The organism is Bacillus sp. ISL-75 (assembly GCF_018613095.1).
Map to the genome: position 1 here is coordinate 1 of NZ_JAGGQX010000053.1, position 13,455 is coordinate 13,455.

A 13,455-nucleotide genomic window follows, 5' to 3' on the forward strand; every position below is an offset into this window, starting at 1 on the left:
CCCCTGCACGCCCGCGGAAAGCGAAGTGCCTAGAGCGGAAATCAACAGGCCCATTAGCAGGTACAATGAATAATTAAATGCTGAGAATAAAAAATTGCCGAGAAAATACTCTTTCTCGACAATCTGAAAAATGCTCACATTGAGCGTTTTTTTTCATTTGCAAATTTGAAATTGCCTAACCTATTGAAGGTAAGCCTTTATGACCACTTCACTAGTGAATTAAGTAATATACCCACGGCAAAAAGCAGCAGCATGATATGTGTGTAGTTTAACGTACGCTTTCGTTTATTTTGAAGAAAAATCAATATCCAAAGAATAGCTAAAACGATATGAATAAAGTCCAGTACATGTTCATCTCCTGCCATAGCACCATCTCCTAGGATTTTCGTTTACATGTGTTTCCGAAAATCCCCCGATATCCCCTCTTCCTTATCTTTTAAGCCATTTTTAGGCTCCTATCATCCGATACCAAATGATCATTTAAACAGGGGCAACCACCTTATGAAATCCACTCATGCAAATACAATCGTTTTATTACCATGAACAAGTACTTTATCTTCAACATGCCAGGAAACGGCTTCGGCGAGAACTCTTTTTTCCACATGACGTCCCGCAGTCTTTAAATCCGCTACTGTATAGCGATGATTAATACGCTGTACATCTTGTTCAATAATTGGTCCTTCATCAAGATCATTTGTTACATAATGGGCAGTTGCTCCTATTAACTTCACCCCTCGGTTAAACGCTCTTACATAAGGATTTGCCCCAACAAAAGCCGGTAAGAATGAGTGATGGATGTTAATGATTTGTTTAGGATAATGCGAAATGAAATTAGGAGAAAGAATTTGCATATACCTGGCCAGAACAATAAAATCTACTTTCCCTTTCAATAGTTCAAGTGCTTTCTGTTCGCCATCTCCTTTCGTTTCTTGAGACAGCGGGATATGATAAAAAGGGATACCATAACCCTCAACCAATTCTTTTAAATCAGTGTGATTACTGATCACCATAGGGATATCCACAGGAATTTCATTAGATTTCCACCGCCATAAAAGCTCACTGAGACAGTGGTCCGCTTTGGAAACAAAGATGGCCATTCGCTTTCTTCTTTCATTACTGCTCAATTGCCAATCCAAAGCATAATCCCGCGCCATCACATGTAGATCTTTTTCAAGTTTTTCAAATGTAGAATCAAATTCTTCCAAATCAAACTCGATCCGCATAAAGAATATTCCTGCTTGTGGATCCGTTGTATGTTGGTCAAAATGTACAATATTCGCTTTGTGTTCTAATAAAAAATTCGTTACCGTCGAGATAATCCCCGGCTTTTCCGGACAAGAAATTAATAATTTTGCACGGTTCAGCTTTACCTTTGTGTTCATTGCTCTTCCACCATCCTTAGGATTATGATTGATGTTATTTTATGCATGAATTGACTTCCCATCTACGGCAAGAGCAGCTTCACCAATTGCTTCAGCCAATGTCGGGTGGGGATGGATCGTATGAGCAATATCCATGGCGGTTGCGTTTAATACGCGAGCGAGGCCTATTTCTGTAATCATATCCGTTACATGTGGACCTACCATATGGGCTCCTAACAGCTTATTCGTTCCCTCTTCAACAACCAGTTTGACAAAACCATCTGATTCACCAAAAACCAAAGCCTTTCCGATGGCACGGAATGAAAATTTACCAGTTTTTACTTGATACCCTTTTCCCTTTGCTTCTCCTTCTGTGAGCCCAACACTTGCTACTTCTGGACTGCTGTATACACATTTTGAAACAAGAGTAGAATCAAGTGGTGCAGGGTTTTCTCCTGCCATATGTTCAATCGCGATGATCCCTTCATGTGAGGCAACATGGGCAAGCTGCAGGCCGCCAATCACATCACCTATAGCGTAAATGTTTGGTTCATTCGTTTGATAAAACTCATTTGTTTTAATAAAATCACGATCCAGATCAATGGTAGTATTTTCAAGCCCAATGCCTTCCGTATTTGGTAATCGCCCTACGGAAACTAAAAGCTTATCAGCAGAAAATGGCGTTTCTTTTCCTTTATGCTCCGCTTTAATCGAAACACCCTCACCTTTTTCAAGTGTCTCAGGCAGCACCTTTGCACTAGTGACGATTTTCACACCTTTTTTCTTCATTAAACGCTGGATTTCCTTTGATACATCTTGATCTTCTGTTGGTAATATACGATCGGCATATTCAAGTACTGTAACTTGTAATCCGAAGTCCACGAGCATCGATGCCCATTCGATTCCAATCACTCCGCCGCCAACAATGATAATCGAATTAGGAAGCTCCTCCATTTTCAAGGCTTCATCCGATGTCATCACATAGCTTTCATCTACTTCTAGGCCATGGAGTGTTCTTGGACGAGAGCCTGTTGCAATCAAAATATTCCGGGGGCTTAAAATGATTTCCTCTTCTTGATTATTCAATTCCACTAGAACATCTTTTGACTGCAAGATACTACCTTTCCCATCATAAACATCGATCTTTCCTTTTTTCATTAAATGTTGGACACCTTTAAATAGCTGAGCCGTAATTTCTTCTTTCCGAGCCTGTACTTTTGAGAAATCAAGTCCAACTTCTGAGGCAATGACACCATACTTATCTACATTTTTTGTTTGAGCGTACACTTCTGCGCTTCTTAATAAAGCCTTACTAGGGATGCAGCCAGCATGAAGGCATGTTCCACCGATTTTTCCTTTTTCAATAACCGCCGCTTTTAAACCTAATTGGGAAGCGCGAATGGCAGCAACGTACCCGCCCGTTCCACCGCCGATAATAACAACATCATATTCTTTTGTCATCTTGGTGTCTCCTTTTATAAAAATATGTAAATATATCTATAGGAAAACTTGGTTTAATATTTTCATAAACAGCTATTAGCTCCATTCAGTAATAGACATCAACCATTTTCCTATTAATCGAATTCAATTGAACATGCACTAGAGGCAAAACTTTCGCCAACTAGAAAACCTTGTTCGTCTCTATAATCAATTTGTGTTTCTTCATCTAAATAGCGTTTTGTAAAACGATCCAACCGAATCTGAATCCCATCCATCTCAATGCATAAATCATTTCGCCGTGGTTCATCAAAAACAATTGAAAACTTAACAGTCATCCCGCATCCGCCAGCGACTTCGGCGTCAATCCGAGGAGTTTGCTCTCTATTGACCGCCATTTCCTTTAGCTTGTTCATTGCCGCTTCTGTCATTTTTATCATCATAGGACTTCCCTCCCCTTATTCGCCTATTTTAAATGATTACGCATTCGCTTTTGCTGCATTGACCTGTTCGTCAGCATGATAAGAGGAGCGAACGAGCGGACCTGCTTCACAGTGACTAAAGCCTTTTGACATGGCAATGTTCTTTAGTTCCTCAAACTCTTGTGGACTCCAGTATTTATGGACTTTAAGATGATGTTTGGTTGGCTGCAAATATTGACCGATTGTCAAAATTTCTACATTGTTTGCACGAAGATCGTCCATCGCTTCTATAATTTCTTCTTTTGTTTCACCTAATCCAACCATAATGCTGGATTTTGTAGGAATAGTTGCATTCATTTCTTTTGCTCGTCTCAAAAACTCAAGGGAACGTTCGTATGTTGCCCGGGAACGAATTCTTGGTGATAAACGTTTCACTGTCTCAATATTGTGATTTAAAATGTCTGGCCTCGCATCCATTAATGTTTTTAAGTTGTCATATTCACCCTTCATATCGGACGGGAGAACTTCAATGCTGCAGAATGGATTGCGGCGTCTTACTGCCCGTACTGTTTCTGCAAACACTCCAGCTCCACCATCTTTTAAATCATCACGAGCAACGGCTGTAATCACGACATGCTTTAAGCCCATCTGCTCCACTGATCCTGCAACACGTTCTGGCTCTTCCCAATCAAGCTCTGTCGGAAGCCCTGTTTGAACCGCACAGAATCGGCAGGCACGCGTGCATACACTTCCTAAAATCATAAAGGTTGCAGTTTTACGTTCAGCCCAGCATTCATGAATGTTTGGGCATTTCGCTTCTTCACAGACCGTATGTAGCTTTTTTTCACGCATCATTTTTTTTATGCCAGTATATTGTTCATTCGTATTTAATTTTATTTTTAGCCATTCTGGTTTGCGAACATGATCAATAGACATCTCTTCCACTCCTATGAACAGTCATGAAGTTTTCGGTATATTTTAAACCACCAAGAATGACATCGTGAGAAAATTTATTTTCTCTTTATCTTCATTCTCAGTGGTTCATGTTTACCCATTCGTTTATGACATTACGGTTTCTCTTTTTACTGCTTCTTCTTTTGTAAAACGCAAGATTGGTGTTCTAGCTGCCTGTACTTCATCCAAGCGGCCAATAACCGTAGTATGTGGTGCATCTAATACGACACCTGGATTTTCTTCAACTTCTTTTGCAATTTGAATCATGACATCCGCAAAAGCATCCAGTGTTTCTTTTGACTCAGTTTCTGTCGGTTCAATCATCAAACATTCCTCAACATTTAACGGGAAGTAGATGGTAGGTGGATGGTAGCCAAAATCAAGCAGACGTTTGGCCATATCAAGTGTTCTTACACCAAGTTTTTTCTGTCTTGATCCAGATAACACAAATTCATGCTTACAAATTTGTGAATACGGTGCCTCAAAATACGGCTCGAGTTTTTTGCGCAGATAATTCGCATGTAGTACTGCACTTTCCGACACTTGACGTAACCCCTCAGGTCCCATTGTGCGAATATAGGTGTACGCACGTAATAGAATACCGAAGTTTCCATAATATCCTTTCACTCGACCGATCGATAGCGGTTGGTTAGAATCTAGCACATATACCTCATTCACTTTCTCAACACGCGGTACTGGTAAAAACGGAATCAGTTTCTCTTTCACACCGACTGGACCTGCACCTGGGCCGCCGCCGCCATGAGGTGTAGTAAATGTTTTATGAAGATTTAAGTGCACGATGTCAAAGCCCATTTGACCCGGAGTAGATTTCCCTAAGATGGCATTCGCATTAGCTCCATCATAGTATAATAAGCCGCCTGCTTCGTGAACAACCTTAGCGATTTCTACGATTTCTTTTTCAAACAGGCCGAGAGTATTTGGATTTGTTAGCATCAGTGCTGCTGTATTATCATTTACATGCTTCTTTAATTCTTCTAAGTCGACTAACCCATGCTCATTGGATGGAATCGTTATGGTTTCAAAACCGGCAACCGATGCACTTGCAGGGTTTGTTCCGTGTGCAGAGTCTGGTACAAGAACTTTCGTTCTTACCTCTCCTTTTTGCTTATGGTAGGCTTTGACCATCATTAACCCTGTCCATTCACCCTGTGCTCCTGCTGAAGGCTGTAAAGTCACTGCATCCATTCCTGTGATGACAGCTAACTCTTCCTGTAATTCATATAAGACCTCTAGTGCGCCTTGTACTGTTTCAGTAGGCTGGTATGGATGAATGCGGCTAAACCCTTCCAAACGTGCTACATCTTCATTAATTTTCGGATTGTACTTCATCGTACAAGAACCAAGTGGATAGAAGCCATTATCGATCCCATGGTTTTTATTCGAAAGCGCTGTGTAATGGCGAACAAGCTGCAACTCTGATACTTCCGGGAGTTCTGCTGGCAGGTCACGAATCAAATGCTTGGGAAGTTTATCATTTAGATCAACAGGATCAACGTCACTTTCCGGAAGACTTGATCCAACACGTCCTTGACGACTGATTTCAAAAATTAGGTCATTATATTCAACCATTTACAACTGCCTCCAATATCTCGATAAATTGGTCAATCTCTTCTTTTGTCCTCTGCTCTGTTACTGCTAGCAGCATTTGATTTTCTAAACCGTAATCCGTTCCTAAATCAAACCCACCGATGATACCTGCCTCAAGAAGTTTAGCGTTGACTTCCTTTACCGGTCGTGGAAGCTTGACAACAAATTCATTAAAGAATGGCGCTTTATTCATAATGGCAAAGCCTTTTTTATTTAGAGATTTTGCCATGTAATCGGCTTTTTCAAAGTTTAATTGGGCCATATGACGTATTCCTTGCTTTCCAAGTGCACTCATGCAAACCGCAGAAGCAAGTGCATTTAATGCTTGGTTTGAACAAATATTAGATGATGCTTTATCACGGCGAATATGTTGTTCGCGTGCTTGCAGGGTTAATACAAATCCACGTTGCCCTTTTTCATCTTTCGTTTGCCCGACAATTCGTCCTGGGATTTTTCGCATGAATTTCTTACTTACTGTAAAATAACCGCAATGTGGGCCGCCGAAGGACATCGGAATTCCTAATGGCTGCATATCCCCAATCACAATGTCTGCTCCAAGTTTACCAGGAGCCTGCAAGAGCCCCAGTGCCAATGGATTGGCGCTTACAATTAAAAGCGCTCCTTTTGTATCCGCGATATTCTTAATTTCTGCTAGATCCTCAATGGAACCGAAAAAGTTAGGGTATTGAACAATAACAGCAGCAGTGTTTTTATCAATTTGTCCTTGCAGCTTCACTAAGCTTGTCTCATCATCAGTAAGATTGACGTCTTCAACGATATAACCTTGGCCATCTGCTACCGTATTTAAGATGGCACGTGATTCAGGATGAACTGCCTTTGACACAAGTACTTTGGAACGTCGTGTTGATGCAACAGCAAGTGATGCAGCTTCCGCAAGCGATGTAAAGCCATCGTACATCGAAGAATTGGCCACATCCATTCCTGTCAGTTCACAAACCATGGTTTGGAATTCAAAAATCGCCTGTAATTCACCTTGGCTGATTTCCGGTTGGTATGGTGTATAGGCTGTGTAAAATTCGGACCGTGAAATCATATGATTGACCACACTTGGAATATAGTGATCATACGTTCCTGCACCAAGAAAGGTTGGGTAATGATTAGCATTTTTATTTTTGGAAGCCAGTTGATTCATTTTTTTCAAAAGGAGCGGCTCAGTCACTGCCGCTGGAATTGGCAGCTCACCGTTTAGTTGAATTTCAGCTGGAATATCTTCAAATAACTCATCTATCGAAGAAATATTTAAAAAAGCGAGCATTTCCTCTTGATCTTGTTTCGTATCAGGGAGGTATCGATAAGTAGAAGTCATTTTATTCCTCTCCTTCATTAATAAATGCTTGGTACGCATCTTCATTTAAAAGTGATTCCAATTCTTCAGGATTGGACATTTCCACTTCTACTAACCAACCTGCTTCAAATGGATGTTCGTTAATCGTCTCAGGAGCATCTCCTAACTCTTCGTTTACAGTAACAACCGTACCTGATACAGGAGAGTATAGGTCAGAAACTGCTTTTACTGATTCGATGGTACCCATTGATTCATTCGCTTTTACTTCATCATCCACTTCTAAGGTTTCAACAAAGACAATATCTCCTAATTGCTTTTGTGCAAAATCAGAGATTCCAATACGTACTCGATTTCCGTCTAATTGTAATACCCACTCATGTTCTTTGCTATATAGTAAAGTTGCTGTCGCTTTTGTCATTATTTCTCTTCCTTCCGATTGTAAATTCAAGTTTGATCATTTAGGTCTTGATTTCATGTAAGTTTACGTAACAGTCGGCCTGCCTATCATCTTTATGCAAGTTAACCAGAGAACTCTATCACTCTATTAACCCTTTTTATAGAACGGTGTTTTAACAACAACCGCCTCAATCTGCTTATTACGGATGACCACTTTTAATGGTGTTCCCACTTCTGCATGTTCTGCGGATATTAGTGCAAGGCCTAGGCTTTTCTTTAAAGATGGTGATTGGGTTCCTGATGTAACAACACCAATTGCCTCTCCACCTTCCGAAACTACTTGATAACCGTGGCGTGGAATCCCCCGGCCCGTTACCTCAATTCCTACTAATCTTCGTTTTAATCCGGCTGCTTTTTGTGCTAATAGTGCGGATTTACCGATAAAATCACTTTCTTTTTTCGTTTTTACGGCAAAGCCGATTCCAGCTTCAAGTGGACTAATATCACTTAATAACTCTTGACCATAGAGTGCAAGACGTGCTTCTAAACGAAGCGTGTCACGTGCACCGAGGCCGCATGGTTTTAAGCCATCCTCACTTCCTACTTCTAAAAGCTTTACCCAAAGTGCTTCAACTTGTTCAGCGGCTAAATAAAGCTCAAAACCATCTTCTCCTGTATAACCTGTACGTGATACGAGCACATCTGTAATCCCGTCCAGGTTGACATGTTGAGCAAATTTAAATGAGCCAATCTCTGATAGATCTGTTTCCGTTAACTTTTGTAAAATACCTTCAGCCTTTGGACCTTGGATGGCAAGCTGAGCTACTTTCTGCGAAATATTTTGGAGCGTCACATCTCCTTTTACATGCTGCTTCATCCATTCATAATCTTTCTCAATGTTTGAGGCATTAATGACGAGTAAATATTTTTCATCCGCTAATTTGTACACTAATAAATCATCGACTGTCCCGCCGTCTGGATAGCACATTGCTGTATACTGCGCTTGATCGATACAAAGCTTAGTTACATCGTTAGTGACAAGGTAGTTAATGTAACTCTCTGCATCTTTGCCTTCAACAAGCACTTCACCCATATGTGAGACATCAAAAAGACCTGCTTTTGATCGAACCGCCTCATGCTCATCTAAAATGCTGGAAAACTGTACTGGCAATGCCCAGCCTCCAAAATCAATGACCTTCGCACCTGATTTTCCATAAATATCAAAAAGCGGTGTTTGCTTTAATACTGTTGCTGTTCCCATTGATAGACCCCCTACCTAAGATTTCCGACAAAATAGTCGTTCCTTAACCTGTTTACCTGTTTCTGTTATTGCTAGACCTCCAAGCGCTGTTTCCCGAAGTGTCCTAGGCATATCTTTTCCAACCCTATACATCGCTTCAATCACTTCATCACAAGGAATGCGGCTTTCAATCCCAGCAAGAGACATATCAGCCGCTGAAAATGCGATAGAGGTTCCAATCACATTTCGCTTTATGCAAGGCACCTCAACAAGACCCGCGACTGGATCACAAACTAAACCCAAGAGTGACTTCATGGCAATGGCCGTCGCATTCACTGCTTGCTGTGGCGTGCCCCCTTTTAACTCAACGATTGTTCCTGCGGCCATGGCTGTTGCGGATCCTACCTCTGCTTGGCAGCCTCCAGCCGCCCCCGAAATGAAAGAACGGTTCGCAATGACAAACCCGAGCATACTTGCTGTGAACAATCCCATGACTAAATCTTTATAGGGTGTGCCATCATTTTTATGAAGCGAAAACAATACACCAGGCAAAATACCGGCTGCCCCAGCAGTTGGAGTGGCTACAATAACCCCCATCCGTGCATTGCTTTCAGAAGTTGCCAATGAAAAGCTCATTGCATTGCTTACATAACTACCTGACAGAGATTTACCTTGATGTACGTAATCATACATTTTCACGGCATCCCCGCCAGAAATTCCACTCGGTGCGGTTGAGGCATCTTTTATACCGCTATCAACGGCTTCTTTCATTTTGATCAATCGCTCTTCCATCATGCTAATAATGGTTTCTTGGTCTCTTCCTGATTTTTCTGTTTCCATCATCAACATGATTTCACCAATGGTTTTTTGTTCTCTTTCACAAGCTTCAATCAGCTCTTTCATGGACTGTATCTTCATTAAATTGCCTCCATAAGTACTTTCCCTCTTGGTTGATAAGAACTAGCAAGGACTGTAAAGTCATCGCCTGCGCTTAAACGAATATCTACCATCTTCTCGTTAATCATAAAGATTTTTGATAAGCCTCCACCAAGTGATGCACCGCCAACCTTTACAACACGATCACCGTGTTTCACTGTCACGATTGTTGTATTTGGGTGGTCATAGTAGTCACAGATATCTTCAAATTCGAAATGGTACTGCATGCCAACCTCTTTTGCCCACTCCAATGAATGTTTAATGCGTGTATCATCGGTATCCATCCCAAGCAATCCGCCAAGAAGTGCTTTATCTGTTCCATGTCCTTGATAGGTTTCAGCAAAGGAATCATAAAATACAATCTTGACCTCTTGTGGACAATCTCCTAACAGTTCATAAATAAATTTCCCGATAGATACGACACCTGCTGTATGAGAACTCGACGGTCCCACCATAATCGGCCCAATAATGTCAAAACAACTCTGAAATTCCATCCTCATACCCCTTTCTTATACTGTGACTGCCTGTTGAAATAACGGATAGGCTCCACAAATTGCTTTGGTTGTTTCTTTTGCTTTCTCAAGAACAACTTTGTCCCCTTTGCTCTTCAAAACAGCTGCAATTACTTCCCCGATTTTCACCATTTCATCCTGTTTCATCCCTCGTGTCGTTAAAGCCGCTGTTCCCATGCGAATACCGCTCGTAACAAACGGCTTTTCTGGATCAAATGGAATCGTATTTTTATTTACAGTAATGCCCGCTTCTTCTAATAATTTTTCTGCTTCTTTTCCAGTTAAATTCCACGGACGTAAATCTAAAAGGACGATATGATTATCCGTTCCACCAGAAACAAGGGCTGCACCTTCATTTTTTAATGTTTTGCCTAGTGTGTCGGCATTTAGAATGATTTGTTTTGCATATTCCTTAAAGCTTGGCTGCAATGCTTCATTGAATGCAACTGCCTTAGCTGCAATAATATGCATTAGCGGGCCGCCTTGAATCCCTGGGAACACCGATTTATTAATGGCTTTTATCATATCTTCATCATTTGTTAAAATAATGCCGCCGCGCGGTCCTCGGAGCGTCTTATGCGTAGTGCTCGTTACAACATCTGCGTATGGAACCGGCGATGGATGAAGACCAGCTGCAACAAGTCCCGCAATATGCGCCATATCTACCATGAATTTTGCGCCAACTTGATCAGCAATTTGTCTAAACCGTGCAAAATCAATCGTTCTAGTGTAAGCACTTGTACCTGCAATGATCAATTTCGGTTTTTCTTTTTTCGCGATCGCTTCCAGTTCATCATAATCAATCAATTGAGTATCTTCTCTCACACCATAGGACACTACCTCAAACCATTTTCCTGAAACACTAACAGGACTTCCGTGCGTTAAGTGTCCGCCATGTGAGAGGTTCATCCCCATCACTTTATCACCAGGTTGAAGCAGTGCGAAAAATACAGCAAAATTTGCTTGTGCACCTGAGTGAGGCTGAACATTGGCATATTTAGCACCAAACAGCTGAGTTAGGCGGTCAATCGCTATTTGTTCTGCCACATCGACAAATTCACATCCGCCATAGTAACGCTTCCCTGGATAGCCTTCTGCATATTTATTCGTCATCACACTTCCCATTGCTTCTAAAACATCTTGGCTTACGAAGTTTTCAGATGCGATCAACTCCAATGTTTGATGCTGACGATGCTGCTCTTTCCGAATTGCTTCAAAAATAGTTGAATCATTTTGTTGTAAACTCATCCCGATTCCCCCTTGATTCGTTGTTTTAACTACCTCTATCTGTGTTTAACCTCGGATTTTATCTGTTCATTCTAAAGATAAAATCTGAAGCGAAACCATACTTTTTTGCACGCAAAAAAGGACAGAAAAGGGTAGCACATGGCTTACTTCTACCCTTCTCTGTCCTTTTACCTGAGAGTTTAAGTTCGATTAAGAACCTTCCCCTTTGGTGGCAAATACTTTATCTGCGCTCTCCAGAGTTGCGTCCAATTGTGGTTCCATCTACCTGAGAGATTTGTTCCAAGGGTCTTTTTGGAACTTGCTCCTTCGGTGGCGTGTAAACTTGCACTCTCCCACAACCATCTTCCGCTTATTTATTTTTATTATTTTCAGAATAATAGTTAATTGAATCTAAGTCAAGCTTTTTTGAAAGCGGAAACATGATTTATTAATAAAAATTATATTTTTGGGTTGCCCCTTAATTTTCCGCCACTTTTTGTTGATTCTCCTGATCGGCATAATTCTCCTGATCCGCATTATCCGCCTTCTTTATCAACATCTTATAAATCGCAATCAGCATGATAAACCAGACAGGTGTTACGAACAAGGCAACACGAGTGTCTTCCGCAAGTGCAAGTACGACAAGCACGAACGCTAGGAAGGCAAGGATTAAGTAATTGGAAAATGGATAAAGCGGCAATTTAAATTTGTTCACTTTCGCAAGATCTGGTCTGGTTTTGCGGTATTTCAAATGGCTGACGACAGTAATTCCCCAAACAAAGATGAAACATACTGTAGAAATACTTGTAATCAGCGTAAATACTCCTTCTGGCATTACATAGTTCAACACAACGGCAATTAAAATGACAACAGTAGAAAAGAACAATGCATTGGAAGGTACTTGACGAGAAGTAAGTTTTGCAAATGGTACAGGTGCATTTTTATCTTTGGCAAGTGAGTATACCATCCGGCTTGTACTGAAAATGGCGCTGTTACATGCCGAAGCTGCAGATGTTAGAACGACAAAATTGACGATACCAGCAGCTGCAGCGATACCAACCGCCACGAATACTTGAACGAATGGGCTTTTCGCTGGATTGATGGCGTTCCACGGATAAATACTCATAATGACAATAAGGGCGCCAATGTAGAAAATTAATACCCGAATAGGAATATTATTGATTGCTTTTGGGATAACTCTCTCCGGGTCTTCTGTTTCACCTGCAGTAAGTCCTACAAGTTCAATGCCAACAAAAGCAAACACGACCATCTGGAATGAGAGGATAAAGCCATTTATGCCATTTGGGAACATGCCGCCGTGGCTCCATAGATTCGTGAAACTGGATGCGCCTGAATTTGTGGAAAAGCCTTTAATAATCATGAAAATTCCGATAACAATTAATCCAAGTATCGCAATGACTTTAATTAATGCGAACCAGAATTCCATTTCGCCAAAAAGCTTTACGGTTGCAAGGTTCATAACGAGCAAAACGACAAGTGCAATTAATCCTGGCATCCACTGTGGTACACTTGGAAACCAAAACTGAGTATAGAGACCAACAGCTGTTAAATCGGCCATTGCAATTGAAATCCAGCAAAACCAGTAGGTCCAGCCTGTGATAAATGCTGCCATATTACCTAAATAGTCTCTTACAAAGTCAACAAAAGAATGATATTTCAAATTGGATAAAAGCAGTTCTCCCAGGGCGCGCATGATTAAAAAGCAAATTACCCCTGTAATCAAGTAAGCAAATAAAATCGATGGACCTGCTAAATGAATAGATTTACCTGCTCCAAGAAATAATCCTGTTCCGATAGCCCCGCCAATAGCGATAAGTTGAACGTGCCTGTTTTTTAAACCTCTTGACAATGTTTGTTCCTGCATATGAATTCCCTCTCTCTACTTTTCAAGGATGTTTGCAATTTTTTGATGGCTTTAAATAATATGTAAAATCAATAATTGCAAATTTATTCTAATGAAAATTTAATATTTTTTTAGTCAATTCGGCATGAATAAGCGCTTACATTTTCTAAAAAGTAAATAATCAACAGGACA

General features: G+C 40.9%; 13 protein-coding genes and 1 riboswitch. All 13 genes read right to left on the reverse strand.

Annotated features, from left to right (window positions below):
- Nucleotides 1-197: 197 nt before the first annotated feature.
- The 13 genes from J7E63_RS21220 to J7E63_RS21280 all read right to left on the reverse strand — a co-directional run bounded on the left by J7E63_RS21220 (nucleotide 198) and on the right by J7E63_RS21280 (nucleotide 13,284).
- Nucleotides 198-365: a hypothetical protein gene (locus J7E63_RS21220; protein ID WP_168244345.1), complete on the reverse strand. Its 168-nt coding sequence runs from the start codon at nucleotides 363-365 to the stop codon at nucleotides 198-200.
- A gap of 147 nt (nucleotides 366-512) precedes the next feature.
- The gene (purU, locus tag J7E63_RS21225; protein WP_215015985.1) at nucleotides 513-1,382 is read right to left on the reverse strand and encodes a formyltetrahydrofolate deformylase; all 870 of its coding nucleotides are present in this window, start codon (nucleotides 1,380-1,382) and stop codon (nucleotides 513-515) included.
- Nucleotides 1,383-1,421: 39 nt separating this feature from the next.
- Nucleotides 1,422-2,822 (reverse strand): dihydrolipoyl dehydrogenase, encoded by a 1,401-nt coding sequence (gene lpdA / locus J7E63_RS21230; protein ID WP_215015987.1) that lies wholly within the window; start codon nucleotides 2,820-2,822, stop codon nucleotides 1,422-1,424.
- 113 nt (nucleotides 2,823-2,935) lie between these two features.
- Nucleotides 2,936-3,241 carry a HesB/IscA family protein gene (locus J7E63_RS21235; RefSeq protein ID WP_215015988.1) on the reverse strand — a complete coding sequence of 102 codons (306 nt, stop codon included), beginning with the start codon at nucleotides 3,239-3,241 and terminating at the stop codon, nucleotides 2,936-2,938.
- A gap of 36 nt (nucleotides 3,242-3,277) precedes the next feature.
- A complete protein-coding gene (lipA, locus tag J7E63_RS21240; protein WP_215015989.1) occupies nucleotides 3,278-4,156 on the reverse strand; it encodes a lipoyl synthase in 879 nt (292 codons plus the stop codon).
- A 123-nt stretch (nucleotides 4,157-4,279) separates the two neighbouring features.
- Nucleotides 4,280-5,764 carry an aminomethyl-transferring glycine dehydrogenase subunit GcvPB gene (gene gcvPB / locus J7E63_RS21245; protein WP_215015990.1) on the reverse strand — a complete coding sequence of 495 codons (1,485 nt, stop codon included), beginning with the start codon at nucleotides 5,762-5,764 and terminating at the stop codon, nucleotides 4,280-4,282.
- Nucleotides 5,757-7,109, reverse strand: coding sequence for an aminomethyl-transferring glycine dehydrogenase subunit GcvPA (gene gcvPA, locus J7E63_RS21250; protein WP_215015992.1), 1,353 nt, complete (start codon nucleotides 7,107-7,109; stop codon nucleotides 5,757-5,759). The genes gcvPB and gcvPA overlap by 8 nt, the downstream gene beginning before the upstream one ends.
- A 1-nt stretch (nucleotide 7,110) precedes the next feature.
- Nucleotides 7,111-7,506, reverse strand: a complete 396-nt coding sequence (gcvH, locus tag J7E63_RS21255; protein ID WP_088088213.1) for a glycine cleavage system protein GcvH — start codon at nucleotides 7,504-7,506, stop codon at nucleotides 7,111-7,113.
- Nucleotides 7,507-7,632: 126 nt separating this feature from the next.
- Nucleotides 7,633-8,745 carry a glycine cleavage system aminomethyltransferase GcvT gene (gcvT, locus tag J7E63_RS21260; protein WP_215015994.1) on the reverse strand — a complete coding sequence of 371 codons (1,113 nt, stop codon included), beginning with the start codon at nucleotides 8,743-8,745 and terminating at the stop codon, nucleotides 7,633-7,635.
- A 15-nt stretch (nucleotides 8,746-8,760) separates the two neighbouring features.
- Complete coding sequence (gene sdaAA, locus J7E63_RS21265; protein WP_215015997.1) at nucleotides 8,761-9,642, reverse strand: L-serine ammonia-lyase, iron-sulfur-dependent, subunit alpha; 882 nt, start codon at nucleotides 9,640-9,642, stop codon at nucleotides 8,761-8,763.
- Nucleotides 9,642-10,154, reverse strand: coding sequence for a serine dehydratase beta chain (locus tag J7E63_RS21270; protein ID WP_168244354.1), 513 nt, complete (start codon nucleotides 10,152-10,154; stop codon nucleotides 9,642-9,644). Before J7E63_RS21270 ends, sdaAA begins: the two co-directional genes overlap by 1 nt.
- 15 nt (nucleotides 10,155-10,169) lie before the next feature.
- On the reverse strand, nucleotides 10,170-11,420 hold the full coding sequence (gene glyA, locus J7E63_RS21275) for a serine hydroxymethyltransferase (protein WP_215015998.1): 1,251 nt from the start codon (nucleotides 11,418-11,420) through the stop codon (nucleotides 10,170-10,172).
- A 242-nt stretch (nucleotides 11,421-11,662) separates the two neighbouring features.
- Nucleotides 11,663-11,765: riboswitch (glycine riboswitch) on the reverse strand.
- Nucleotides 11,766-11,877: 112 nt separating this feature from the next.
- Nucleotides 11,878-13,284 carry an amino acid permease gene (locus J7E63_RS21280; protein ID WP_215015999.1) on the reverse strand — a complete coding sequence of 469 codons (1,407 nt, stop codon included), beginning with the start codon at nucleotides 13,282-13,284 and terminating at the stop codon, nucleotides 11,878-11,880.
- Nucleotides 13,285-13,455: the final 171 nt, after the last annotated feature.